The organism is Streptomyces herbicida (genome assembly GCF_032656585.1).
Classification (GTDB): domain Bacteria; phylum Actinomycetota; class Actinomycetes; order Streptomycetales; family Streptomycetaceae; genus Streptomyces; species Streptomyces herbicida.
The window spans coordinates 123,648-146,292 of sequence record NZ_JAUYWJ010000001.1; the positions used below are offsets into that span (position 1 = coordinate 123,648).

Genomic DNA, 22,645 nt, shown 5'->3' on the forward strand with positions numbered 1-22,645 from the left:
CCCCGGCCCCTCTCCCCGATCCCTCCGGAGCAAGAACCCCCATGCCTGAAACGCCCGAAACCCCCCACGTCTACGACTATGTCGTCATCGGCGGCGGCACCGCGGGCTCCGTCATCGCCTCCCGTCTCACCGAGAACCCCGACGTCACCGTCGCCGTCATCGAGGGCGGCCCCAGCGACGTCGGCCGTGACGACGTCCTCACCCTGCGCCGCTGGACGGGTCTGCTCGGCGGCGAGCTCGACTACGACTACCCGACCACCGAGCAGCCGCGCGGCAACTCCCACATCCGGCACAGCCGCGCCCGTGTCCTCGGCGGCTGTTCCTCCCACAACACACTCATCGCCTTCAAGCCGTTGCCGTCCGACTGGGACGAGTGGGAGACGGCCGGCGCCAAGGGCTGGGGCGCGGTGCCGATGGAGGCGTACTACGCCCGTCTGCTCAACAACATCGTCCCGGTCGGCGAGAAGGACCGGAACGCCATCGCCCGCGACTTCGTCGACTCCGCGCAGAAGGCGCTGGGCGTCCCCCGCATCGAGGGCTTCAACCGCAAGCCGTTCACCGAGGGCACCGGCTTCTTCGACCTCGCCTACCACCCCGAGAACAACAAGCGCTCCTCCGCCTCGGTCGCGTATCTGCACCCGGTGATGGACAAGCGCCCCAACCTGACGATCCTGCTGGAGACCTGGGCGTACAAGCTGGAGCTGGACGGCACCCGCGCACGGGGCGTGCATGTGCGCACCGAGGACGGCGCGGAACTCCTGGTCCGGGCCCGCAGCGAGGTCCTGCTGTGCGCCGGCGCGGTCGACTCGCCGCGTCTGCTGCTGCACTCCGGCATCGGCCCGAAGGCGGATCTGGAGAAGCTCGGCATGCCCGTCGCGCTCGATCTGCCCGGCGTCGGCGAGAATCTGCTCGACCACCCCGAGTCGGTGATCGTCTGGGAGACCCACGGCCCCCTTCCGGAGAACTCCGCGATGGACTCCGACGCGGGCCTGTTCGTGCGCCGTGACCCCGAACACGCGGGCCCGGACCTGATGTTCCACTTCTACCAGGTCCCGTTCACCGACAACCCGGAGCGCCTCGGCTACCGGCGGCCGGAGTTCGGCGTCTCGATGACCCCCAACATCCCCAAGCCGAAGAGCCGCGGCCGGCTCTACCTGACCAGCGCGGACCCGGCCGACAAGCCCGCACTGGACTTCCGCTACTTCACCGACGAGGACGACTACGACGGCCGCACCCTCGTCGACGGCATCCGTATCGCCCGCGAGATCGCGAAGACCGAGCCGCTGGCCGGCTGGCTGAAGCGCGAGGTGTGCCCCGGCCCGGAGATCACCGGCGACGAGGAGCTGAGCGAGTACGCCCGCAGGGCCGCGCACACCGTCTACCACCCGGCGGGCACCTGCCGCATGGGCGCGGCCGACGACGAACTGGCCGTGGTGGACCCCGAGTTGCGTATCCGGGGCCTCGACGGCATCCGCATAGCCGACGCGTCCGTCTTCCCGACCATGACCGCCGTGAACCCGATGATCGCGGTGCTCATGGTCGGGGAGAAGGCAGCCGACCTGATCGGAGGTGAGGCCTGATGGCTCTCACGATCCCCACCCGCAAGCCGCCCACCGGCGACTCCACCGAGACCCCCGTCTTCTGCGTCGAGGGCCTGTGGAAGGTCTTCGGCCCCAAGCCGGAGCGCGTCCCCGCCGACGCCGAGCTGGCCGCCCTGCCGCCCGCCGAACTGCGCTCCCGCACCGGCTGCACGGCCGCCGTCCGGGACGTCTCCTTCGACGTGCGCAAGGGCGAGGTCTTCGTCGTCATGGGCCTGTCCGGCTCCGGCAAGTCCACGCTGGTGCGCTGTCTGACCCGGCTCATCGAGCCGACCGCGGGCTCGATCGCCATCGACGGCGAGAGCGTCCGCGCCATGGACCGCGCCCGGCTGCGCGAACTGCGCCGTCACCGCACCGCGATGGTCTTCCAGCACTTCGGTCTGCTCCCGCACCGCACGGTCCTCGACAACGTGGCGTACGGTCTGGAGATCCAGGGCGTCGGCAGGTCCGAGCGCCGGGCGCGGGCCCAGAAGGTCGTCGCCAAGGTCGGCCTGGAAGGCCTGGAGAAGCGCCGGCCCGGCCAGCTGTCGGGCGGTCAGCGCCAGCGCGTCGGGCTGGCCCGCGCACTGGCCGTCGACCCCGAAGTGCTGCTCTTCGACGAGCCGTTCAGCGCCCTCGACCCGCTGATCCGGCGCGACATGCAGGACGAGGTGGTCCGGCTGCACCGGGAGGAGGGCCGCACGATGGTCTTCATCACCCACGACCTGGCCGAGGCCCTCAAACTCGGCGACCGCATCGCCCTCATGCGCGACGGCCGCGTCGTCCAGCTCGGCACCCCGGAGGAGATCGTCGGCTCCCCGGCCGACGACTACGTCCGCGAGTTCGTCCGCGACGTCCCGCGCGAGCAGGTCATGACGGTCCGCACGGCGATGCGGCCCGGCGACTGCGGCGGCCCGGAGCACCCCGGCGCGCTCGCCCCCGACGCCGTCGTCGCCGACGCGATCAAGGCCGTGGCCCGCAGTGGGAAGGCCGCCTGCGTCATGGACGACGGACGGTGCCTGGGGGTGGTGGACCACGAGCGGCTGCTCGATGTGGTCGCCGGAACGGAGCTGCCCAGGGAGGTGGCCTGATGGCCACGGTTACCGCCGCCGCTCCCCGGATCGCGCTGCCCGGATTCCTCCGGCGCCCCGCGGCCCGCAAGCTTGTGCTGCTCGCCCTCGCCGCGGCCGTGCTCGTTCCCCTCGCGGCCGCCCGCTGGGCGAGCGGAACCTGGCCGCACGCCCTCACCGTCGACCTCTCCCGGCCCCTCACCGATGTCGGCGACTGGGTCATCGACCACCGGGACAGCCACCCCCTCTTCCTCTACTTCTTCGGCTACATCAGCAACGCGGTCGTGCTGTCCGTGCGCGCGGTGTACCTAACGCTGCTGGCCGCGGGCTGGGTCGGCGTCACGGCCTTCGGCGCGCTGGTCGCCTGGCGGGTCGCCGGCGTCCGCCTCGCGCTGGGCACGGCCGCCGCGTTCCTGGTCTGCGGTCTGCTCGGCATGTGGGTGCCGACCATGCAGACGCTGGCGCTGATGGTGGTCGCCGTGCTGGCGTCCGTGGCCGTGGGCGTCCTGCTCGGCCTCGCCGCCGGGCTCTCCGACCGCCTCGACCGCGCACTGCGCCCGGTCCTGGACACCATGCAGGTGCTCCCGGCGTTCGCCTACCTGCTCCCCGTCGTCCTGGTCTTCGGCATCGGCGTCCCCGCGGCCGTCCTCGCCACCGTCGTCTACGCCGCCCCGCCGATGGCCCGCCTCACCGCGCTCGGCCTGCGCGGCGCCGACCCCGAGGTCCTGGAGGCCGTGGAGTCGCTGGGCGCCACGGGCCGCCAGCGCCTGCTGACCGCCCGCATCCCGCTGGCCCGCAAGGAACTCCTCCTCGGCCTCAACCAGACGATCATGATGGCGCTGTCGATGGCCGTGATCGCCTCGGTGATCGGCGCCGGCGGCCTCGGCGACCGCGTCTACCAGGCGCTCGCCTCCGTCGACGTGGGCGCGGCACTCGCCGCCGGAATCCCGATCGTGCTGCTCGCCGTCGTCCTGGACCGGGTGACCGGCGCGGCAGGCGAGAAGCTCGGCGAGGGCGTGGGCGAGCGCGACCTGCGCCCCTGGGCCTACGGCGCGCTCGGCATCGTCGCCGCCGCGCCGGCCGCACGTTTCGCGGGCCGCCTCGACTGGCCGTCCGGCTGGGTCTTCAACCTCGCCGAACCGGTCAACCACGTCGTGGACTGGATGACCGCGCACCTCTACTCCGGCGTGCCCTACATCGGTGGCACCGCCGACTGGGCCGGCCACTTCACCACCTGGGTCCTTGACCCGATCCGCGACGGCCTGCAGTGGCTGCCCTGGTGGTCGGTACTGCTGATCGTCGCCGCCCTCGCCTGGGTGATCGGCACCTGGCGCACCGCCCTGACCGCGGTCCTCGCCATGGCCGCGATCGGCGTGCTCGGCGTGTGGAAGCCGTCCCTGGACACCCTGTCCCAGGTGCTCGCGGCCGTCGCCGTCACCCTCGTCCTGGGCTTCGCGGCCGGCATCGCCGGCGCCCGCAGCGACCGCTTCGAGCGGGCCCTGCGCCCCGTCCTGGACGTCTTCCAGACGATGCCGCAGTTCGTGTACCTGATCCCGGTCGTCGCACTGTTCGGCGTCGGCCGCGCCCCGGCCGTCGCCGCGGCCGTGGTCTACGCGCTCCCCGCCGTCGTACGGATCACCGCGCAGGGCCTGCGCCAGGTCGACCCGGCCGCGTTGGAGTCGGCCCGCTCGCTCGGCGCGACCGGCCGCCAGCAGCTCTGGCAGGTCCAGCTCCCGCTGGCCCGCCCGGCGCTGCTCCTCGCCGTCAACCAGGGCGTGGTCCTGGTCCTCGCCGTCGTGGTCATCGGCGGCCTGGTCGGCGGTGGCGCCCTCGGCTACGACGTCACCTTCGGCCTCGCCCAGGGCGACCTGGCCACCGGACTCGTCGCCGGCGCGGCGATCGTCTGCCTCGGCCTGGTGCTCGACCGGGTGACGCAGCCGACGGAACGCCGCGCGAGGAAGGGAGCCTGACATGCGCCGTACGAAGATGACGACGATCGCCGCCGTAGGCGCCCTGACCCTGGCCACCGGCTGCGGCGCGGCCGACATGACCAAGCAGGCGTCGCCCTTCGCCAACGCCCAGGGTGCGAAGACGGTCACCCTGTCCGTGCAGTCCTGGGTGGGCGCGCAGTCCAACGTGGCCGTGGCCCAGTACCTCCTGGAGCACAAGCTCGGCTACCGCGTCGACACCGTGCAGGTGGACGAGATCCCCGCGTGGGACGCGCTCAGCCAGGGCCGGGTGGACGCGATCCTGGAGGACTGGGGCCACCCCGACCAGGAGAAGCGGTACGTCACCGACAAGAAGACGATCGCCAAGGGCGGCGACCTCGGAGTGACCGGCCACATCGGCTGGTTCGTCCCGGCGTACCTGGTGAAACAGCACCCGGACATCACGAACTGGAAGAACCTCAACAGGTATTCGTCCCTCTTCCGCACCCCGGAGAGCGGCGGAAAGGGCCAGCTGCTGGACGGCTCCCCGTCCTACGTCACCAACGACAAGGCGCTGGTGGAGAACCTGAAGCTGGACTACCAGGTGGTCTTCGCCGGCTCCGAGGCGGCCCAGATCACCCAGATCCGCCAGTTCGCCAAGGAGAAGAAGCCCTTCCTGACCTACTGGTACTCACCCCAGTGGCTGTTCAAGAAGGTCCCGATGACCGAGGTGAAGCTGCCCCCGTACAAGGACGGCTGCGACGCGGACCCGAAGAAGATCACCTGCGCCTACCCGCACACCCCGCTTCAGAAGTACCTGAACACGGACTTCGCGAAGTCGGGCGGCAAGGCGGCGTCCTTCCTGAAGAAGTTCAAGTGGACGACGGAGGACCAGAACCAGGTCTCCTTGATGATCGCCGACCAGAAGCTGACTCCGGAGAAGGCGGCGGAGAAGTGGGTGGAGGGCCACGAGTCGGAGTGGAAGGCGTGGATTTCCTGACCTGAGCGGTGAGCCGAAGACGCTCCGCACAAAAGGGGCCCGAAGCCGCCCTGTGCCCCCACGTGGCCAGGCGCGAAGAAACCCCGCCAGGGACTGCCTGGCGGGGTTCGACCTCATCGATCTGTCGAGATCACTCTTCGTTCAAGGCAGCTCGCAGGTAGGCGATCAGATCACCGGTCGGTACCTCGACCCAGTCGGCCCCGGGCACCCCTACGCGCATGACCTCATAGAGTTCCTCGTTCACCTCGTCCACCAGAACCTGACGGCTCCTTGCGTCCATCGCATCCACACGCAGGCGCACGGCACCGTGCGTGATGGTCGGGAACATGTCCCGCAGCACGTCGTCCGCGCGGAGGCGGCGCAGGAGGTTCCATTGGTTCCGGTAGAAGTCGGACGACAGGAGTTCGGTCCACTGCGAGGAGGTGGGCTCTCCGCGTTCGAGCGCCCCGACGAATTCGTCGAGCTCCAAGAACCCGAATCTCTCCGCCAGCTCGTCGAACGGTATGCCCTCCCGCCATGCGGCGAGCGCTTCCACAAGCAGTCCGAGGTCCCCCGTCGAGCCGATCTCCCAGTCGAACCCGGGAATACGGACACTCAACCGGAAAAGACGTTCCTCGGTCGCAGGATCGACCGACAGGAAACCCCTCGCCGTTTGGATGCTGACGACGTCGACGGCCCACGGCGCCAGCCCGGTGTCGCATCCGCGCAGCTGTGCCGCCTCTCGCATGGCCGGCCCAAGGCCACCCGACGCAGTCACGTCCGGGTACAGGGCTTGCCGATTGGTTTCCATGTTCGTCGGATTCCTCAGCAGTGGTGGCAGTAGTTGAATTTGCCCCCGTCTACGGGCTTAAGTTTCCCCAACTTTGACAGATCCGGCATATCTATCGGTTTGAGCTCCACGGCGCCATCGGTACCCTTCGGATAATAGAACTTCACCGAACTCCACGTGCGTTGACCATTGGCGACGGCTCTCGCGATCAAGGACATCTCGTAGTCCGTGGCAGCTGCTCCGGCTTCACCACCCAGCAGGCCGCGCTCGGCAGCGTCCATGAAGCTTCCGTGTAGTTCCAGTCCCGTCATGTTGACGTGCAACTCCACGTTCGGGTCGGCGATGGCCTTCCTCACCAGCGCACCGAAATCTTGCGCGCTCGCGATGGAGAAGGTGGTGAACTTGTTCCCGGGAAGCCGAGCCCACTCGTCGAGCGCCCCCTTTCTCTGCCACCCCAACGCGACCTTGCAGTTGTGGACAAGGATCGGGGTGGCGCCCGCGAGCACGAAGAACGTGTGCAGGTCGTCGACGGTGAGGTCGTAGACCGTTCGGGGAGTCAGGCCCGAGCGGTCGAGGAGGGCGGTCACCGGGTGGACGGAGCCGTCCGGTGTGCGCAGCCGGTCGCCGACGCGCAGGTCGGAAACCAGCGTCCACCCGCGGTCCACCACATAGAACCTGTGGCCGGCGGTGCTGGCCAGCTCCCCTGCGTCGGCAACAGTGATGTCCACCAGCCGCTGGGTGTCGTGCTTGAAGGTGTCGGTCACCTGCCGCGTCTGCAGCCGGCCGGTGGCCGGATCCATGGCCGCGAGACGGTCCCCCACACCCACCTGGCTGATGGGCCGGCGTGAGCCGTCCGCCATGAGCACCTCGGTGGCGGCGGGGAAGCTGTTGGTCTCGCAGGCGACGCGGTACTCCTCGGAGATGCGCGCCGACCGCTCGATACCCGCCAACGCGTCTGCGTCGATGCGCAGCGTGCGCAGCGCCTTCAGCGCGTCGGCGACTCCGATGCCGGTGCGCATGGCGGCATCCACGGCGCGCACCGCGTCCGCGATCGGCCGGACGGCCTTGCCCGCGAACAGGCTGGCGACGTCGAGAGCGGCCCAGCCGCATCCGCCCCAGTTGCCCCCGCCGCCCGAGATCTTGAGCATCGAGCCGATCTTCTTGCCGCAGTCGATCCAGCTGCCGAAGAGGATGTCGATCGGGTCGATGTTCGCGTTGAATTCCGCGATCGTGATGGTGTGTGTGACCTCTTTGGTCATCTCCTCGGACGGCTGCTGGCCGAGGTACACCGCATCAGCGGTGGCGCAGATGTTGTACGCCGGGTTGAGATCTTTCGTGGTGCACAGGTAGAGGTTGAGGATCGCCTTGTAGGTGATCTTCGCGGTGACGGTGCAGTCGCCCGTGTAGACGATCCTGCTCTTCCAGTCGTCGCAGGCCGACGTCTTGGACAGGGTCTTCGGCTCGCCGACGTTCTCGTAGTGGTCGACGACGTAGAACACGTTGCCGATGTGGCCGGCCGAGTCGAGGATGGTGCCCGTCTGGACCTGCTTCCCGTTCTCCTTGTTCTGGGTCTCGGTGGCGGCTTGCTGGGCTTCCTTGGCGTACTTGTCGGCGTCCTTGGCTGCTTGTTCGGCTTCGGTGGCTGCGGCGTCGGCGCGGGTTGCGGCGGCGCGGGCGTCCTTGGCGTCCTGTTCGGCCTGGGAGGCGGCGGCGCGGGCGGCCGATGCGTCGAGTTCGGCCTGGTCGGCGGAGGCGCGGGCGTCCTTGGCGTAGCCTTCGGCGTTTCCGGCTGCCTTGTCGGCTGCTGCGGCGTCTTCGGCGGCCTGTTTGTCGTAGTCGATGGTGCGGGCCAGCGAGGCGGCTGCCTTGGATGCCGCGGCGGCGGCGTCGGCGGCGTAGCCGAGGGCCTCCTTCGAGTAGGTGCGGGCGTCCGCGGCGTACTGGGCGGCGTTGGCCGCGTGCTGGTAGGCCTCCTTGGCGTCGCCCTGTGCCTGGTCGGCGAGGTTCTTGGCGGCCTGGGCCTCGGCGGCGGCGTTCTTGGCGTGGGCGTCGGCGACGGCCTGCTGCTGGTCGGCGATGGACTTGGACGCCTGTCCGGTCAGCACGACCAGGCCGGCGGCGGAGTCGGTGTCGACGTAGGGGGAGCCGAGCTGGATCGCGTCGTTGGCGGGGGCGGCGACCTGTTCGGCTGCCTTGCCGGCGTCGACGGCGGCCTGGGCGGTGACGTGGGCGTAGCCGGCGGCCTTGGCGGCGGCGGCAACGGCCTTGACGGCTTCGGCGTTGGCGGCGTCGGCCTGGGTCTTGGCGTCCTTGGCGTGCTGTTCGGCCTCGTCGGCGAGTTTGACCGCGGTCTTGGCCTCTGCGGCGGCGTCCTGGGACGCCTTGATGGCGTCGGCGACCGCGGCCGTCGCGGTCTTCACCGCGGCATCCGCCTTCAGCTTGTCGGCCTGCGCCGCATCCGATGCGGCGCGGGCACGCTTCGCGGCCGCTTCCGCACGCGTGGCTGCGGCGTCGGCTTCGGCTGCGGCCTGGGTGGCGGCGTCAGCCTCGGCGCGGGCATTGCCCGCCGCGGTCTCCGCGTCATCGGCGGCCTTGTCCGCGTCATTCGCGGCGGCGCGGGCGGCGTCGGCGCCCTCGTGCGAGTCCAGGGAGTCGGCGTAGGCGGTCTTGGCGTCAGCCTTGGCGCGTAGGGCGTCGGACTTCTGCTTGGCGTCCCAGGCGTCGTCGCGCATGTCCCGGGCGTGGTCGCTGGCCTTGACCGCGTCGTCGCGCCGGTCCTCGGCGGTCTTCTCGGCGGTCTCTGCCTTGCCCTTGGCCTCGCTGGCCTTGGTGGCCTCGGACTGCGCGTTGGTCTTGTGCTGAGCGGCCTCGGCCTGCTTGGCCGCCGCGTTCTCCTTCTCGGCCTTGGCCGTCTTCTCCTCGGCCTCCGCGGCGAGTCGCTTGGCGTGCGCGTCGGCGGCGGCCGCCTTCGCGTCACCCTCGGCCGTGAGCGCGACGGTGAGCTTGGCCTCCGCGGTCTCCTTGTCCTTCTTGGCGTTGTCGCGGTGCACCTTGGCCGCGTCCGCCGCCGACTTCGCCTGCCACTCGGCGGTCTTCGCGGCCTCCTTGCGGAACTCGGCCTTGGCCTGCGCGGCCTGTGCGAGAGCGCGCTGCGCGATGGTCGCGCTGTCCCCGGCGGAGGCACGGGTGGCGGCGTCAGCCGTCTCACCGGCCTTCACCAACGCGGTCAGCGCCGCGACCGCACCCTTGGTCACCTGTGCCTTCTGCTGACCCACCAGCAGACCCCGGCCCCTCGGCGCACCGTTGGCGTCCGCGGTGGTGTAGGCGGCCTGCAGCGCGGTGTCGGAGCTGGTCGCGGCCTTCTGCGCGGCGGCCAACTGCGCCTTGATCACGGCCAGCTGGCTCTTCGACCCGGCCTGCGCCGAGCTCACCGCGCTCTTCGCCTTGGTGAACTGCGCCGTGGTCGGGTAGCCGAGCTTGTCATCACCGGTGTGCCCCTTGGGCACGATGCGCAGCTTCTGCGAGGCCGAGCTGTTGCAGCCCAGCAGCGAGGAGTTCTTGCTGTTGTCGAACGAGGGCAGGTTCAGGCACTTGTCCGTCGCGGCGTTACGGAACACGCCTGCCGCCCGTACATCGAAGTCCCACTGCTGCGCCTTGCTGCCGTTGCAGCTCGAGACCTGGATCTTCGTACCGTCGGCGTTCTTGCCGCCGGCCACGTCCAGGCACTTCAGCGACTTGGTGTTCGCCAGGGCGTAGCCGCCGTCGTAGGACCCCCACAACTGCCACTCCTGCGCCGAGCCGCCGTTGCAGGTGTAGACCTGGACCGCGGTGCCGTTGGCCGTGCCGCCGCCCTCCACGTCCAGGCATTTGCCCTTGGCGCCGGGGATCTCGATGGTCAGCGGGGCGTCGCCGATGTAACCGATACCGCCCGCGGACCAGTAGTCCTGCCAGCGGGTGGCGTGGTCGGCGATCCAGGAGTGCCCCAGCATCTCGCCCAGGGCCTTGGTGCCCTTGGTCAGCGCGTCGACCGCGGCCTTGTTGGCGTCGAGGATCTGGTTGCGCTGAGTGGCCTGGGAGGCAATCTCCTGCTGCCACTCGCCGGCCGCGGTGGAGGTGATGTCGCCCAGCACACCGTTCGGATCCAGCGGATCACGCCAACCACAAGCGGCGAAACGGGACTTCACGTCCTCCACCGCGATCCGGTACTCGGGCGTGCCCGGCTGCGGTGCGGTGCGCGGGAAGCCGCCCGAGGCCAGGAAGATCCGCGCGTCGTCCGCACCCGGGTTCGCACTGGGACGGCCGTGCATCCACTCGAACGCGGCATGCTCGGCCAGCGCCCGGTTCCACTCCTGCTGCGTCGTACCCGCCGGGTTCGGGTCCTGCCCGTACAACGGGCCGCCCACCTGGTCGACGGCCTTGAGGGTCTTCTCGTCGGCCGCCGGGGTCTCGTCGTCGTAGAAGTCGGAGTCGGTCTTCCAGTACCGGTCGGAGATCCACGACGTCAGACCGGTCTGCCCGTAGAACGACTGCTGACCGTCGTTACTGGTACCCGGCGGCCAGTGGAACCCGGTCTCCGTGAACCCGCCCGGCGTCGCCAGACCGTCCAGCGGCTTCTTCCAGGAGTCCTGGAGCGCGGACAGCGCCGCGCCCTCCTTGCTCGCCGCGTCCTTGTCCGCCTTGTAGGCGACGGCCAGCGGTGTCTTCTCCCAGTTCTTCCGGTCGGCTGCGACATGCAGCTTCTCCGGAGTCTGGTTCAGGCCGTTCTGCGCGGTCGCGGCCATCGACGTGCCGCCCAGCCGCAGCACGTCGGTCATCAGGCACTGGTCCTGGCGCAACTGCTCGGCAGCCGTGTCCTCGTACCAGGGATAGGAATCACTCGCCGGCTCGGCCCGCAACGGCGACGCACCGGGCTGGACCGCCAGCCCGGCCAGCACCGCCAACGCCACGGCGGAGGTGGTCACAAACCCTGAACTGCGTGATCTGGCCAGGCCGGACCATGGTTTGGAACGCAAAGAAGCATCCTTGTCTTCGTCAAGGGGGATGCGTGCCGGGAGAGCAGCCGAAGAACAGCCGAAGTGCAGCCCAGAAGCCGTACGAACGGGTACGGCGGCATGACGAAGCGAACCATCCCCGTGAGCGACAGTGTTCCCCCGGTCGCTGATAGATGTGCACGGACGCGGGCTGGTCAGGCCCGGTCATACGCGGACACCTTATGCACACGCCATGCACACGTAAAGTCCCACCTGGATGTCAAGTTGGCTCGCCGGGGGCATCCGTGCTGGTCAAGGCTGGGGGCGATGAGCAGAGCCGGTGAGCAGCCGGGTTTTTGTGATTGTCCTGTGCTCTTGCCAAGAGGTACGGGGGAGGCGGATGCAGAGTGCGTTCGTACTGGTCCATGGAGCTTTCGCGAACTCCTTCTGCTTCGCGCCGCTCCAGGCCGAACTGGGCCTGCTGGGGCACCGGTCGGTCGCCGTCGACCTCCCCGGGCACGGCTTCGCGGCCGACTGACCGCGCGCCTACCAGGCGCCGCAGGATCCCGACGGGTTGGCTGCCGCACCCGGTTCGATCAAGGGCGTCACGCCGGCCGGCAACGCGGCGCACCTGATCGGGACCCTGGAACGGGCCAAGGAGAACGGCCCGGTCATCCTCGTCGCGCACAGCCGCGGCGGGATCCCGGCGACCGCCGCGGCCAGCGCGAGGCCGGACCCGATCGACCGCAGCGTGTACGTCTCAGCCCGGTGCCCGGTTGATCTGGACCTCAGCGACTACTGCGCGGAACCGTAGATGGCGACAGTCGACGCGGCCTCTCCGACGGCGGCGCTCACCGGAAATCCCGCCGAACTCGGCCCGCTGCGCGTCGACTTCCGCACCGCGGACCCGGCGGCTCTCGCCGCGTTCAGGCGGCTTTTCTGGCCGACGGCACCGAGGAGCAACTGCTGGTCCTCCTCAAGGGCACCGCCAGCAAGTCCCTCGCCCCCGGCCTGCGGCTGGCCTGGATGGTGCTGCCGCCGTCCCTCGTGGAGGAGTGCGCGGCGGCCAAGGGCCGGGTCGACAGCTGCGGGGTGCTGGACCAGCTGACCCTGGCGGAGTTCATCACCTCAGGGGCGTACGACCGCCATGTGCGCTCCGCCCGCCTGCTCTACCGGCGCCGCCGGGACGCCCTCGTGGCGGCCGTCGGCGCCCGCGCGCCCGACGTCCGGGTCACCGGCATCGCGGCCGGCCTGCACGCCGTCCTGCGGCTGCCGCCCGGCACCGAGCCGTCGGTCGTCCAGGCAGCCGCCTGGCAGCGCCTCGCCCTGCACGGCCTCGCCTTCTACCGCCACCCCCGGGCCACGACCGAGCCGCTGGACGCCCTGGTCGTCGGCTACGGGACACCGCCGGACCATGCGTGGGCTGGGACGCTGGAGGCGTTGTGCCAGGTGCTGCCGTGACGGGCCGGGCGCGGTACGGCAGCCATTGCCGCCGGTCCGCGCCCTGGGCCAGACCCAGGGGCGTCAGGAGCGCGGCCGGGTCGGTTCGGCGACCGGGGCGGGGTTCGCCGTCGGGGCCTCGCCGAAGCGCGCCAGCAGCAGCGCGCCCGCCACCGCCACCACGAAGCCCAGCACCGCCAGCCAGGTCAGCCCCTCCCGCGTGCGGTCCCCGAGCCACACCACGCCCACCGCCGCCGGGCCGATCGTCTCCCCGATCACTATCCCCGCGGTGGCTGTCGTCACCGAACCGCGCTGCAGGGCCGACGTCAGCAGCAGGAACGCGGCGCCGCCGCCGAGGAGCAGGGCGTAGGTGGCGGGGTTGGTGAGCAGATCGGACGGCTTCAGCGAGTCGATCAACCGCACCGCCACCTCCACCACCCCGAATCCGAACCCGGCCCCCAGCCCGAGCAGCAGCGCCCGCCCGCGGCCCGGCAGCCGCCCGCCGACCGTCCCGAGCAGCAGCACGCCCACCGCCGTCCCCAGCATCGCGTACTTCAGCGCCGCCGAACCGCCCCGGTCCCCCTCCGTCCCGGACGCCAGACCGAGCATCGCCAGCCCGGCGCACACCACCGCGACCGCACCCCACTCCACCCCGCTCAGGCGCACCCGCAGCAGCTTCGCCGCGACCACCGCCGTCACGGCGAGACTGGACGCGAGGGCCGCGCCGACCGCATAGATGGGGATCGACCGCAGCGCCGCGATCTGCAGCAGGAAGCCGAGCCCGTCCAGCGCCAGCCCGGCCAGATACCGCCACTGCCGCAGGGCGCGGAGCAGCAGCGCGGCGTCCCCGCCCCCACCCGTGTCAGCGGCCTCCCGCGTGGCCATCGCCTGCAACACCGTCGCCGTACCGAAGCAGACCGCCGCGCCGAGGGCGCACAGCATTCCAAAGAGCACAAAGCGACTGTAGGGGAGCGGGAAAACCCGGGGGGTCCCCGGGGTGCCGCCCGCACCGATCTCTAGGCTGACCGGACAGCAACAAGGAAGCAGCCAACGGGGGACACACGAACATGGCCAGCACGCGCCGGCAACTGCGCTCCGGAACCGTCGTCCTCGGCGGCATGGGCCTCCTCGCGGCGGCCCTCACCGCCTGCTCGTCCGAACCGGACAAGCGCTGTGTGGACCGCGACAGCTACAACCTCGCCAAGGGCTACAAGGTCGTCTCCGACAAGAACTGCAAGTCCACCGGGTCCACCAAGGTCGGCAGGTCCACCAGGGTCACCAAGGTCTCCGTCAACGGCGGCTGGTACTACGGCGGCAAGAAGAAGGACGGCTGGGTGGACGGCGGCTCCTTCACCAGGCCCGGCAAGGGCTCGGGCGGCGGCTCCTCGGACGACGACAGCCACCACAGCGGCGTCCATCGCGGCGGCTTCGGCGGCGGCAAGGGCAGCTCCGGCGGCTGAACGAGGCACGTGACATGGAACGCCGCACGATCGAACCCCGCCCCGGCTGGCAGCGGACCGTCGAGGAACAGGGACTGATCTACCCGCTCACCCGCCAGGCCGACGGCTCGCTGCGCCCGTACTGGGACGAGAGCGCGTACTACGCCTTCACGCTCGACGAGGTCGAGGCGCTGGAGGAGACCGTCGAGGAACTGCACCGCATGTGCCTGGCGGCCGCGGACCACATCGTCACCACCGGCCGCCTCGCCGACCTCGGGATCACCGACCCGCGGGTCGCGCAGGCGGTCGCCGAGGCCTGGCGGCGGCGCGCCGAACTGCCCTCCGTCTACGGCCGCTTCGACCTCCGCTACGACGGCGCGGGCCCGGCGAAGCTCCTGGAGTACAACGCCGACACCCCCACCTCCCTGGTCGAGGCCGCCTCACCCCAGTGGTTCTGGATGGAGGACCGCTTCCCCGGCGCCGACCAGTGGAACTCGCTCCACGAGCGCCTCGTCGCAGCCTGGAAGAAGCAGGCCGCCCTCCTCCCGCCCGGCAGTCCCCTGTACTTCGCGCACTCCTGCGAGGACGAGCTGGGCGAGGACCTGATGACCGTCGCCTATCTGAAGGAGACCGCGGAGCAGGCCGGAGTGGACACCGACTGGATCTCCATGGAGGAGATCGGCTGGGACCCGCTCTCGGGCCGCTTCGTCGACAACCGGCTGCACTTCATCCGCAGTTGCTTCAAGCTCTATCCCTGGGAGTGGCTCACCACCGACGCCTTCGCCGGCCATGTCCTCGACACCCTCGACAACGGCGGCGGCACCGGCAGCACCCTGTGGATCGAGCCCGCCTGGAAGATGCTGCTGAGCAACAAGGCGCTCCTGGCGATCCTCTGGGAGCTGTACCCCGGCCACCCCAACCTCCTGCCCTCCTACCTCGACGGCCCGCGCGAGCTCGCCGCCACCACCGGCTACGTCGCCAAGCCCCTCCTGGGACGGGAGGGCGCCGGCGTGACCGTCCACGAGCCCGGCACGGAGCCCGTCGTACGCGAGGAGGCCTGCTGCTACCAGCAGCTGGCCCCGCTCCCCGCCTTCGACGGCAACCACGTCGTCCTCGGCGCCTGGGTCGTCGAGGACGAGTCCGCCGGACTGGGCATCCGCGAGTCCTCGGGCCTGATCACGGACGAGTACGCCCGCTTCCTGCCCCATGTGATCCTTCAGACGCCCGGCACGTGATCCTCCACACGCCCGGCACGTGATCCCTCAAGCACCCAGCACGCCACGCAACTGGTCGAGGCCCCAGTCCAGGTCCTCCTTGCCGATCACCAGCGGCGGGGCGATCCGGATCGTGGCGCCGTGGGTGTCCTTCACCAGGACACCCCGGTCCATGAGCTGCTCCGACACCTGCCGCCCCGTCCCGGCCCGCCGGGCGATGTCGACCCCGGCCCACAGCCCGCGCCCCCGCACCTGAGTGACCTTTCCGGTGCCGAGCAGCGCGCCGAGCTCGCGGTGCAGATGCGCGCCGAGCTCCGCGGACCGCGCCTGGTACTCGCCCGTCCGCAGCATCGCGATCACCTCCAGCGCCACCGCACAGGCCAGCGGATTCCCGCCGAACGTCGACCCGTGCTCGCCCGGCTGGAACACCCCCAGCACCTCCGCGCTCGACACCACCGCCGACACCGGCAGGATCCCGCCGCCCAGCGCCTTCCCGAGCACATACATGTCCGGTACGACGCCCTCGTGCTCGCAGGCGAAGGTCCGCCCGGTCCGGCCCAGCCCCGACTGGATCTCGTCCGCGATGAACAGGACGTTCCGTTCCCGCGTCAGTTCCCGCACCGCCGGCAGATAGCCCTCCGGCGGCACGATCACCCCCGTCTCGCCCTGGATCGGTTCCAGCAGCACGGCGGCCGTGTTCTCGGTGAGCGCGTCCCGCATCGCGGTCAGGTCCCCGTAGGGCACGATCTCGAAGCCCGGGGTGTACGGCCCGAAGTCCGCCCGTGCCTCCGGGTCCGTGGAGAAGCTGATCACGGTCGTCGTACGGCCGTGGAAGTTGCCGCCGGCGACCACGATCTTCGCCATCTCCGCGGGCACCCCCTTGACCCGGTAGCCCCACTTCCGGGCCGTCTTCACCGCGGTCTCCACGGCCTCCACGCCCGTGTTCATCGGGAGCACCATGTCCATGCCGCACAGCTGCGCCAGCTCGGTGCAGAACGCGGCGAACCGGTCGTGATGGAAGGCCCGGGACGTCAGCGTCACCCGCTCCAGCTGCGCCTTGGCCGCCGCCACCAGCCGCGGGTGCCCGTGCCCGAAGTTCAGCGCCGAATACCCGGCCAGCAGATCGAGATACCGCCTCCCCTCGACATCCGTCATCCAGGCGCCGTCCGCGGTGGCCACGACCACCGGCAGCGGGTGGTAGTTGTGCGCACTGTGGGCGTCGGCGGCGGCGATGAGCGTCTCCGTAGCGTTCACGGGATCTCCAGAGGGCCAGAGAGTCGGTTTCGCCCCCTTCTTATCCTCGCTCGCATGGTGGACGTGGGACCTGCCGAATCCGACGCGCCCGGTAGGCTGACCAGCGGGCCGTAACTGGCGCGCTGGGATGGGACCGACCATCGGGGAGCGGCCCGAGCGGGAAACAGTGCCGTGCGCCTGGGCCGAGCCGAGTACGCCGAATGTCACGTCCGGAGGTCCCCGATGCCCGAGAATTCTGTCAATCCTGCGCCTCTCTCCACCGAGTCGACGGCCTTCCGAGCCGCCCTCGACGTGATCCGCGCCGTCGAGCCGCGCGTCGCCGACGCCATCGGGCAGGAGGTCGCCGACCAGCGCGAGATGCTCAAGCTGATCGCCTCCGAGAACTACGCCTCCCCGGCCACCCTGCTGGCCATGGGCAACTGGTTCAGCGACAAGTACGCCGAGGGCACCGTCGGCCGCCGCTTCTACGCCGGCTGCCGCAATGTCGACACCGTCGAGTCCCTCGCCGCCGAGCACGCCAAGGAGCTCTTCGGCGCCCGCCACGCCTACGTCCAGCCGCACTCCGGCATCGACGCCAACCTCGTCGCCTTCTGGGCCGTCCTCGCCCAGCGTGTCGAGGCCCCCGCCCTGGAGAAGGCCGGCGTCCGCCAGGTCAACGACCTCTCCGAGGCCGACTGGGCCGAGCTCCGCCAGGCCTTCGGCAACCAGCGCATGCTCGGCATGTCCCTGGACGCCGGCGGCCACCTCACCCACGGCTTCCGCCCGAACATCTCCGGCAAGATGTTCGACCAGCGTTCCTACGGCACCGACCCGGCCACGGGCCTGATCGACTACGAGGCGCTGCGCGCGTCGGCCCGCGAGTTCAAGCCCCTGATCATCGTGGCGGGCTATTCGGCCTACCCCCGCCTGGTGAACTTCCGGATCATGCGTGAGATCGCCGACGAGGTCGGCGCGACGCTCATGGTCGACATGGCCCACTTCGCGGGCCTGGTCGCGGGCAAGGTCCTGACCGGCGACTTCGACCCGGTCCCGCACGCCCAGATCGTGACCACGACCACCCACAAGTCGCTGCGCGGCCCGCGCGGCGGCATGGTCCTGTGCGACGACTCCCTCAAGGACCAGGTCGACCGCGGCTGCCCGATGGTCCTCGGCGGCCCGCTCCCGCACGTCATGGCCGCCAAGGCCGTCGCCTTCGCCGAGGCCCGTCAGCCCTCCTTCCAGGACTACGCCCAGCGGATCGTGGACAACTCCCGGGCGCTGGCCGAGGGCCTGATGCGCCGCGGCGCCACCCTGGTCACCGGCGGCACGGACAACCACCTCAACCTGATCGACGTGGCCACGTCCTACGGCCTCACCGGCCGCCAGGCCGAGGCCGCCCTCCTCGAGTCCGGCATCGTCACCAACCGCAACGCGATCCCGGCCGACCCCAACGGTGCCTGGTACACCTCGGGCATCCGCATCGGCACCCCGGCGCTGACCACGCGCGGCCTCGGCACGGCCGAGATGGACGAGGTCGCGGGCCTGATCGACCGCGTCCTGACCACGGCGGAGGCGGGCACCACCAAGTCGGGCGCTCCGTCCAAGGCGGCCCACGTCCTGGACCCGAAGATCGCGGAGGAGATCGCCCAGCGGGCGACGGACCTGGTGGCGGGCTTCCCGCTGTACCCGGAGATCGACCTCGGCTGACACCGGTACCCCGGGCAGCCCCCGCGGCTGCCCGGGACCCGTTCCGGGTGGCGGCCGCGCTCTGAGAGAATGATGAGCATGGCCTCTGATCGTCCCCGCGTGCTCTCCGGAATCCAGCCCACCGCAGGCTCGTTCCACCTCGGCAACTACCTCGGCGCCGTCCGTCAGTGGGTGGCCCTGCAGGAGTCCCACGACGCGTTCTACATGGTCGTCGACCTGCACGCGATCACGATCCCGCAGGACCCCGCGGAGCTGCGCGCGAACACCCGGCTGGCCGCCGCCCAGCTCCTGGCCGCCGGCCTCGACCCGGATCGCTGCACGCTCTTCGTCCAGAGCCACGTGCCCGAGCACGCCCAGCTCGCCTGGATCATGAACTGCCTCACCGGCTTCGGCGAGGCCTCCCGCATGACCCAGTTCAAGGACAAGGCCGCCAGGCAGGGTGCCGACCGCGCCTCCGTCGGCCTGTTCACGTACCCGATCCTGCAGGTCGCGGACATCCTGCTGTACCAGGCCAACGAGGTTCCGGTCGGCGAGGACCAGCGCCAGCACGTCGAGCTCACCCGTGACCTCGCCGAGCGCTTCAACGGCCGCTTCGGCCAGACCTTCACCGTCCCGAAGCCGTACATCCTCAAGGAGACGGCGAAGATCTTCGACCTCCAGGACCCGTCGATCAAGATGAGCAAGTCGGCGTCCACGCCGAAGGGCCTCATCAATCTCCTCGACGAGCCGAAGACCACCGCGAAGAAGGTCAAGAGCGCCGTCACCGACACGGACACCGTGGTCCGCTTCGACGCCGAGAACAAGCCGGGCGTGAGCAATCTGCTCACGATCTATTCGACGCTCACCGGTGCGGGTATCACCGATCTGGAAGAGAAGTACGAGGGCAAGGGCTACGGTGCGCTCAAGACCGACCTCGCCGAGGTGATGGTCGAGTTCGTGACCCCGTTCCGGGAGCGCACCCAGCAGTATCTGGACGACCCCGAGACGCTCGACTCGATCCTGGCCAAGGGCGCGGAGAAGGCGCGGGCCGTCGCCGCGGAGACCCTCTCCCAGGCGTACGACCGCGTGGGCTTCCTGCCGGCCAAGCACTGAGGCGTACGACCGCACATACGTACCACTGGGCAGAGCGCTGCACATCACTCCGGCTGCGCCTGCCCACAGCACAGCCGTGGCCTTACAGTCGATAGCCGGACGGCTGAGTACGAACCAGACACCTCACTCGACAGCGCATCCGGCAGCGCACCGGACACGACGACAGGAGACGACGTGGGGACCGTAACGATCGGCGTGTCGATCGCGGTCCCGGAGCCTCACGGCAGCCTGCTCCAGGAGCGGCGCGCGGGCTTCGGCGACCCCGCGGCTCACGGCATCCCCACTCACGTCACGCTGCTGCCGCCGACGGAGGTCGACGCCACCGAGCTGCCGGTCATCGAGGCGTATCTGACCGAGGTCGCCGCGGCAGGCCGCCCCTTCCCGATGCGGCTGTCCGGCACCGGCACCTTCCGGCCCCTGTCGCCGGTGGTGTACATGAAGGTCGTCCAGGGCGCCGAGGCCTGCGCGCTGCTGCAGAAGCGGGTCCGGGACGCCTCCGGTCCCGTGGCGCGCGAGCTGCAGTTCCCGTACCACCCGCACGTCACGGTGGCGCACGGCATCGACGACGCCGCGATGGACCGCGCCTTCGAGGAACTCGCCGACTACGACGCCGAGTGGCCCTGCACGGGCTTCGCGCTCTACGAACAGGGCCCCGACGGTGTGTGGCGCAAGCTCCGCGAGTTCACCTTCGGCGGCTCCGTGGTGCCGCCGCAGGCCGGACACGCGGACGTGGAACGCGGGACGATCGCCAGCCGCTGAGCGCTCCGCTCGGCGCTCCGCTGTAAGTGCCGACATGTGCCGTCGGTTGTCTGCGGCGCTGTCCTGGCTGGTCGCGCAGTTCCCCGCGCCCCTTTGGGGCGCGTGTCGCAGGGCCGGGATGACAGGGCATGGCGTTGGCGGTGCCCGTATTTGGCCGCTGAGTGGTTTGTTGGGGGTGCCGCGATGGTCGTCGGTTGTCTGCGGCGCTGTGCCGGCTGGTCGCGCAGTTCCCCGCGCTCCTTTGGGGCGCTGCCGGGCTAGATCGGCAGCCGGCGGAACACCGCCCGGGGCGCGTGCCGCAGGGCCGACATGACCAGGCGCAGCATCCCCGGCACCCACACCGTCTCCGTGCGCCGCCGCAGCCCGAGCTCGATGGCCGTGGCGACCTCCTCCGGCGTGGTGGACATCGGCGCCTCCTCGAGACCGGCCGTCATCCTGGAGCGTACGAAGCCGGGGCGTACGACCATGACGTGGACCCCGGTGCCGTGCAGCGCGTCGCCGAGGCCCTGGGTGAAGGCGTCGAGGCCGGCCTTGCTGGAGCCGTAGATGAAGTTCGAGCGGCGGGCGCGCTCACCGGCGACCGAGGACAGCACCACCAGGGAGCCGTGCCCTTGGGACTGGAGGGCCCGCGCGCACACCAGACCCGCCGACACCGCGCCCGTGTAGTTGGTCTGGGCGACGCGCACGGCGCTCATCGGTTCCCGCTCGTCGCGCGCCTGGTCGCCGAGGATCCCGAAGGCGAGCAGCACCATGTCGATGTCGCCCTCGGCGAAGACCTTGCCGAGCACGGTCTCGTGGGACTCGGGGTCGAGCGCGTCGAAGGCGACGGCGCGGACGTTCGCCCCCTGGGAGCGCAGGCCCTCGGCGGCCTCCTCCAGGGCGGTCGAGGGGCGGCCCGCGAGCCACACCGTGCGGGTGCGGCGGGCGACGAGCCGGCGCACGGTGGCCAGGGCGATCTCGGACGTGCCGCCGAGGACGAGCACGGACTGGGGGATGCCGAAGGCGTCCTTCACGACAGCTCCTTGGGGGATCGGAACGGCTGGAGTGGGGCTCAGAGGCCGAGACGCCGGGCGAGGTCCGAGACGAAGAGACCGCCCGGGTCCAGTTCCGCGCGCAGGGCCCGGAAGTCGGCGAGCCGGGGATACATCGCGGCGAGCAGGTCCGGGCGCAGCCGGGAGTCCTTGGCGAGGTAGACGCGTCCGCCGGCCGCGGCGACCTCCTCGTCGAGCTCGTCGAGGAACGCGCCGAGGCCGGGCAGGGCGGCCGGGATGTCCAGGGCGAGAGTCCAACCGGGCACCGGAAAGGAGAGCCAGCCGGGGTCGGCGTCCCCGAAGCGCTTGAGGACGGCCAGGAAGGAGGGGCAGCGGCGCCCGGAGATACGGCGGACGATCCGGCGCAGGGCCTCCTCCTGGCCGTGTCCGACGACGAACTGGTACTGGACGAGGCCGCCGCGGCCGTAGATCCGGTTCCAGTGCGGCACTCCGTCCAGGGGGTGGAAGAAGGCGGAGATCCGCTGGAGTTCACCGCTGCGCGCGCGGGGCGCCTTCCGGTACCAGAGCTCGTTGAACAGTCCCACGGAGGTACGGCCGAGCAGCCCGTCCGGGACGAGGGCGGGGGCGGCCGGGAGCTGCCGGGGGCGGAAGGACAGCGGGCGGCGCCACGCGCGTGTGCCCTTGCGCAGGGCCTGCCGGGGCGCGTGGTCGCCGCGGGTGAGCACCGCGCGCCCGGTCGCCGCGCCGCGGGCCAGCAGGTCGATCCAGGCGACCGAGTAGCGGTAGCGGTGGTCGGTGGCCGTCAGACGGGTCATCAGGTCGTCGAGGTCGGTGGTGCGTTCGGTGTCGACCGCCATGTACGACGTCTCGACCGGCAGCAGCCGCATGGTGGCCGTGAGGATCACCCCGGTCAGGCCCATGCCGCCCGCGGTCGCGTCGAACAGAGGTGTGCCGCGGCCGACCGCGTGGATCTCGCCGTCGGCCGTGAGGAGTTCGAACGACAGCACGTGGCGGGAGAAGGAGCCGGAGACATGGTGGTTCTTGCCGTGGATGTCGGCGCCGATCGCCCCGCCGACCGTGACCTGACGGGTGCCCGGCGTCACCGGCACGAACCAGCCGAGCGGCAGCAGCACCTCCATCAGCCGGTGCAGGGAGACGCCCGCGTCGCACAGCACGGTGCCGCCGTCGGCGTCGATGGCGTGGATGCGGTCGAGACCCGTCATGTCGATGACGGACCCGCCGGCGTTCTGCGCGGCGTCCCCGTACGCCCGCCCCAGTCCCCGCGCGATGCCTCCCCGGGCCCCGCACTCCCGGACGGCGGCCACGGCCTCCTCGTAGCTCCGCGGGCGGATCAGCCGGGCGGCGGTGGGGGCGGTACGGCCCCAACCGGTGACGGACACCGTGTCTTCGGACATGGCGGTGACCGTATCGCCCTTATATGGGCGATTGGTTATG

General features: G+C 70.8%; 15 protein-coding genes, 2 pseudogenes and 1 riboswitch. Of the genes and pseudogenes, 11 read left to right on the forward strand and 6 right to left on the reverse strand.

Going from position 1 to position 22,645, the window contains the following annotated elements; translation table 11 throughout:
- Positions 1-41: 41 nt before the first annotated feature.
- From Q8A52_RS00540 to Q8A52_RS00555, 4 genes are read left to right on the forward strand one after another with little or no spacing between them, the layout of a single operon-like run.
- Positions 42-1,580, forward strand: coding sequence for a GMC family oxidoreductase (locus Q8A52_RS00540; RefSeq protein WP_316747550.1), 1,539 nt, complete (start codon positions 42-44; stop codon positions 1,578-1,580).
- Complete coding sequence (locus Q8A52_RS00545) at positions 1,580-2,668, forward strand: quaternary amine ABC transporter ATP-binding protein (protein WP_316747552.1); 1,089 nt, start codon at positions 1,580-1,582, stop codon at positions 2,666-2,668. Before Q8A52_RS00540 ends, Q8A52_RS00545 begins: the two co-directional genes overlap by 1 nt.
- Positions 2,668-4,617: an ABC transporter permease gene (locus tag Q8A52_RS00550; protein ID WP_316747554.1), complete on the forward strand. Its 1,950-nt coding sequence runs from the start codon at positions 2,668-2,670 to the stop codon at positions 4,615-4,617. Before Q8A52_RS00545 ends, Q8A52_RS00550 begins: the two co-directional genes overlap by 1 nt.
- A gap of 1 nt (position 4,618) precedes the next feature.
- The gene (locus Q8A52_RS00555) at positions 4,619-5,575 is read left to right on the forward strand and encodes an ABC transporter substrate-binding protein (protein ID WP_316747555.1); all 957 of its coding nucleotides are present in this window, start codon (positions 4,619-4,621) and stop codon (positions 5,573-5,575) included.
- Between the two features lie 130 nt (positions 5,576-5,705).
- On the opposite strand, the gene Q8A52_RS00560 is transcribed toward Q8A52_RS00555, so the two are convergent.
- Together Q8A52_RS00560 and Q8A52_RS00565 are read right to left on the reverse strand one after the other, a co-directional pair.
- Entirely contained in the window at positions 5,706-6,365 is a 660-nt protein-coding gene (locus Q8A52_RS00560; RefSeq protein ID WP_316747557.1) for a hypothetical protein, read from the reverse strand.
- 14 nt (positions 6,366-6,379) lie between these two features.
- Positions 6,380-11,158, reverse strand: coding sequence for an RICIN domain-containing protein (locus Q8A52_RS00565; RefSeq protein ID WP_316748711.1), 4,779 nt, complete (start codon positions 11,156-11,158; stop codon positions 6,380-6,382).
- A 556-nt stretch (positions 11,159-11,714) separates the two neighbouring features.
- On the opposite strand from Q8A52_RS00565, the pseudogene Q8A52_RS00570 reads away from it, so the two are divergent.
- Together Q8A52_RS00570 and Q8A52_RS00575 are read left to right on the forward strand one after the other, a co-directional pair.
- Positions 11,715-12,292: pseudogene (locus Q8A52_RS00570) on the forward strand (alpha/beta fold hydrolase); the annotation flags it as partial.
- Positions 12,284-12,775, forward strand: a pseudogene (locus tag Q8A52_RS00575) (PLP-dependent aminotransferase family protein); the annotation flags it as partial. The pseudogenes Q8A52_RS00570 and Q8A52_RS00575, both read left to right, overlap by 9 nt.
- Positions 12,776-12,838: 63 nt before the next feature.
- Here Q8A52_RS00575 and Q8A52_RS00580 read toward each other — a convergent pair.
- Complete coding sequence (locus tag Q8A52_RS00580; RefSeq protein ID WP_316748713.1) at positions 12,839-13,696, reverse strand: DMT family protein; 858 nt, start codon at positions 13,694-13,696, stop codon at positions 12,839-12,841.
- 125 nt (positions 13,697-13,821) lie between these two features.
- On the opposite strand from Q8A52_RS00580, the gene Q8A52_RS00585 reads away from it, so the two are divergent.
- Both Q8A52_RS00585 and Q8A52_RS00590 read left to right on the forward strand, forming a co-directional pair.
- Positions 13,822-14,214: a hypothetical protein gene (locus Q8A52_RS00585; protein WP_316747559.1), complete on the forward strand. Its 393-nt coding sequence runs from the start codon at positions 13,822-13,824 to the stop codon at positions 14,212-14,214.
- Between the two features lie 14 nt (positions 14,215-14,228).
- A complete protein-coding gene (locus Q8A52_RS00590; protein ID WP_316747561.1) occupies positions 14,229-15,428 on the forward strand; it encodes a glutathionylspermidine synthase family protein in 1,200 nt (399 codons plus the stop codon).
- Positions 15,429-15,455: 27 nt separating this feature from the next.
- Here the strand turns inward: Q8A52_RS00590 and rocD are convergent, their stop codons facing one another.
- Positions 15,456-16,661 carry an ornithine--oxo-acid transaminase gene (rocD, locus tag Q8A52_RS00595; RefSeq protein WP_316747563.1) on the reverse strand — a complete coding sequence of 402 codons (1,206 nt, stop codon included), beginning with the start codon at positions 16,659-16,661 and terminating at the stop codon, positions 15,456-15,458.
- Between the two features lie 100 nt (positions 16,662-16,761).
- Positions 16,762-16,851, forward strand: a riboswitch (ZMP/ZTP riboswitch).
- A 32-nt stretch (positions 16,852-16,883) separates the two neighbouring features.
- Here rocD and Q8A52_RS00600 point away from each other — a divergent pair.
- From Q8A52_RS00600 to Q8A52_RS00610, 3 genes are all read left to right on the forward strand, one after another.
- Entirely contained in the window at positions 16,884-18,347 is a 1,464-nt protein-coding gene (locus Q8A52_RS00600) for a glycine hydroxymethyltransferase (protein WP_316747565.1), read from the forward strand.
- 78 nt (positions 18,348-18,425) lie between these two features.
- Entirely contained in the window at positions 18,426-19,439 is a 1,014-nt protein-coding gene (trpS, locus tag Q8A52_RS00605) for a tryptophan--tRNA ligase (RefSeq protein ID WP_316747566.1), read from the forward strand.
- 174 nt (positions 19,440-19,613) lie between these two features.
- Positions 19,614-20,198: a 2'-5' RNA ligase family protein gene (locus tag Q8A52_RS00610; protein ID WP_316747568.1), complete on the forward strand. Its 585-nt coding sequence runs from the start codon at positions 19,614-19,616 to the stop codon at positions 20,196-20,198.
- Positions 20,199-20,455: 257 nt separating this feature from the next.
- On the opposite strand, the gene Q8A52_RS00615 is transcribed toward Q8A52_RS00610, so the two are convergent.
- Positions 20,456-21,211: a decaprenylphospho-beta-D-erythro-pentofuranosid-2-ulose 2-reductase gene (locus Q8A52_RS00615; RefSeq protein ID WP_316747571.1), complete on the reverse strand. Its 756-nt coding sequence runs from the start codon at positions 21,209-21,211 to the stop codon at positions 20,456-20,458.
- A 38-nt stretch (positions 21,212-21,249) separates the two neighbouring features.
- Complete coding sequence (locus Q8A52_RS00620; RefSeq protein ID WP_316747573.1) at positions 21,250-22,605, reverse strand: FAD-binding oxidoreductase; 1,356 nt, start codon at positions 22,603-22,605, stop codon at positions 21,250-21,252.
- Between the last annotated feature and the right edge of the window lie 40 nt (positions 22,606-22,645).

Coding starts and splice junctions, on each gene's coding strand:
- Q8A52_RS00620 (WP_316747573.1), bottom strand. CDS start 22,605: ATGTCCGAAGACACGGTGTCCGTCACCGGTTGGGGCCGTACCGCCCCC.
- Q8A52_RS00585 (WP_316747559.1), top strand. CDS start 13,822: ATGGCCAGCACGCGCCGGCAACTGCGCTCCGGAACCGTCGTCCTCGGC.
- Q8A52_RS00550 (WP_316747554.1), top strand. CDS start 2,668: ATGGCCACGGTTACCGCCGCCGCTCCCCGGATCGCGCTGCCCGGATTC.
- Q8A52_RS00590 (WP_316747561.1), top strand. CDS start 14,229: ATGGAACGCCGCACGATCGAACCCCGCCCCGGCTGGCAGCGGACCGTC.
- Q8A52_RS00545 (WP_316747552.1), top strand. CDS start 1,580: ATGGCTCTCACGATCCCCACCCGCAAGCCGCCCACCGGCGACTCCACC.
- Q8A52_RS00565 (WP_316748711.1), bottom strand. CDS start 11,158: ATGACCGACGTGCTGCGGCTGGGCGGCACGTCGATGGCCGCGACCGCG.
- Q8A52_RS00555 (WP_316747555.1), top strand. CDS start 4,619: ATGCGCCGTACGAAGATGACGACGATCGCCGCCGTAGGCGCCCTGACC.
- Q8A52_RS00560 (WP_316747557.1), bottom strand. CDS start 6,365: ATGGAAACCAATCGGCAAGCCCTGTACCCGGACGTGACTGCGTCGGGT.
- Q8A52_RS00540 (WP_316747550.1), top strand. CDS start 42: ATGCCTGAAACGCCCGAAACCCCCCACGTCTACGACTATGTCGTCATC.
- trpS (WP_316747566.1), top strand. CDS start 18,426: ATGGCCTCTGATCGTCCCCGCGTGCTCTCCGGAATCCAGCCCACCGCA.
- Q8A52_RS00600 (WP_316747565.1), top strand. CDS start 16,884: ATGCCCGAGAATTCTGTCAATCCTGCGCCTCTCTCCACCGAGTCGACG.
- Q8A52_RS00580 (WP_316748713.1), bottom strand. CDS start 13,696: ATGCTGTGCGCCCTCGGCGCGGCGGTCTGCTTCGGTACGGCGACGGTG.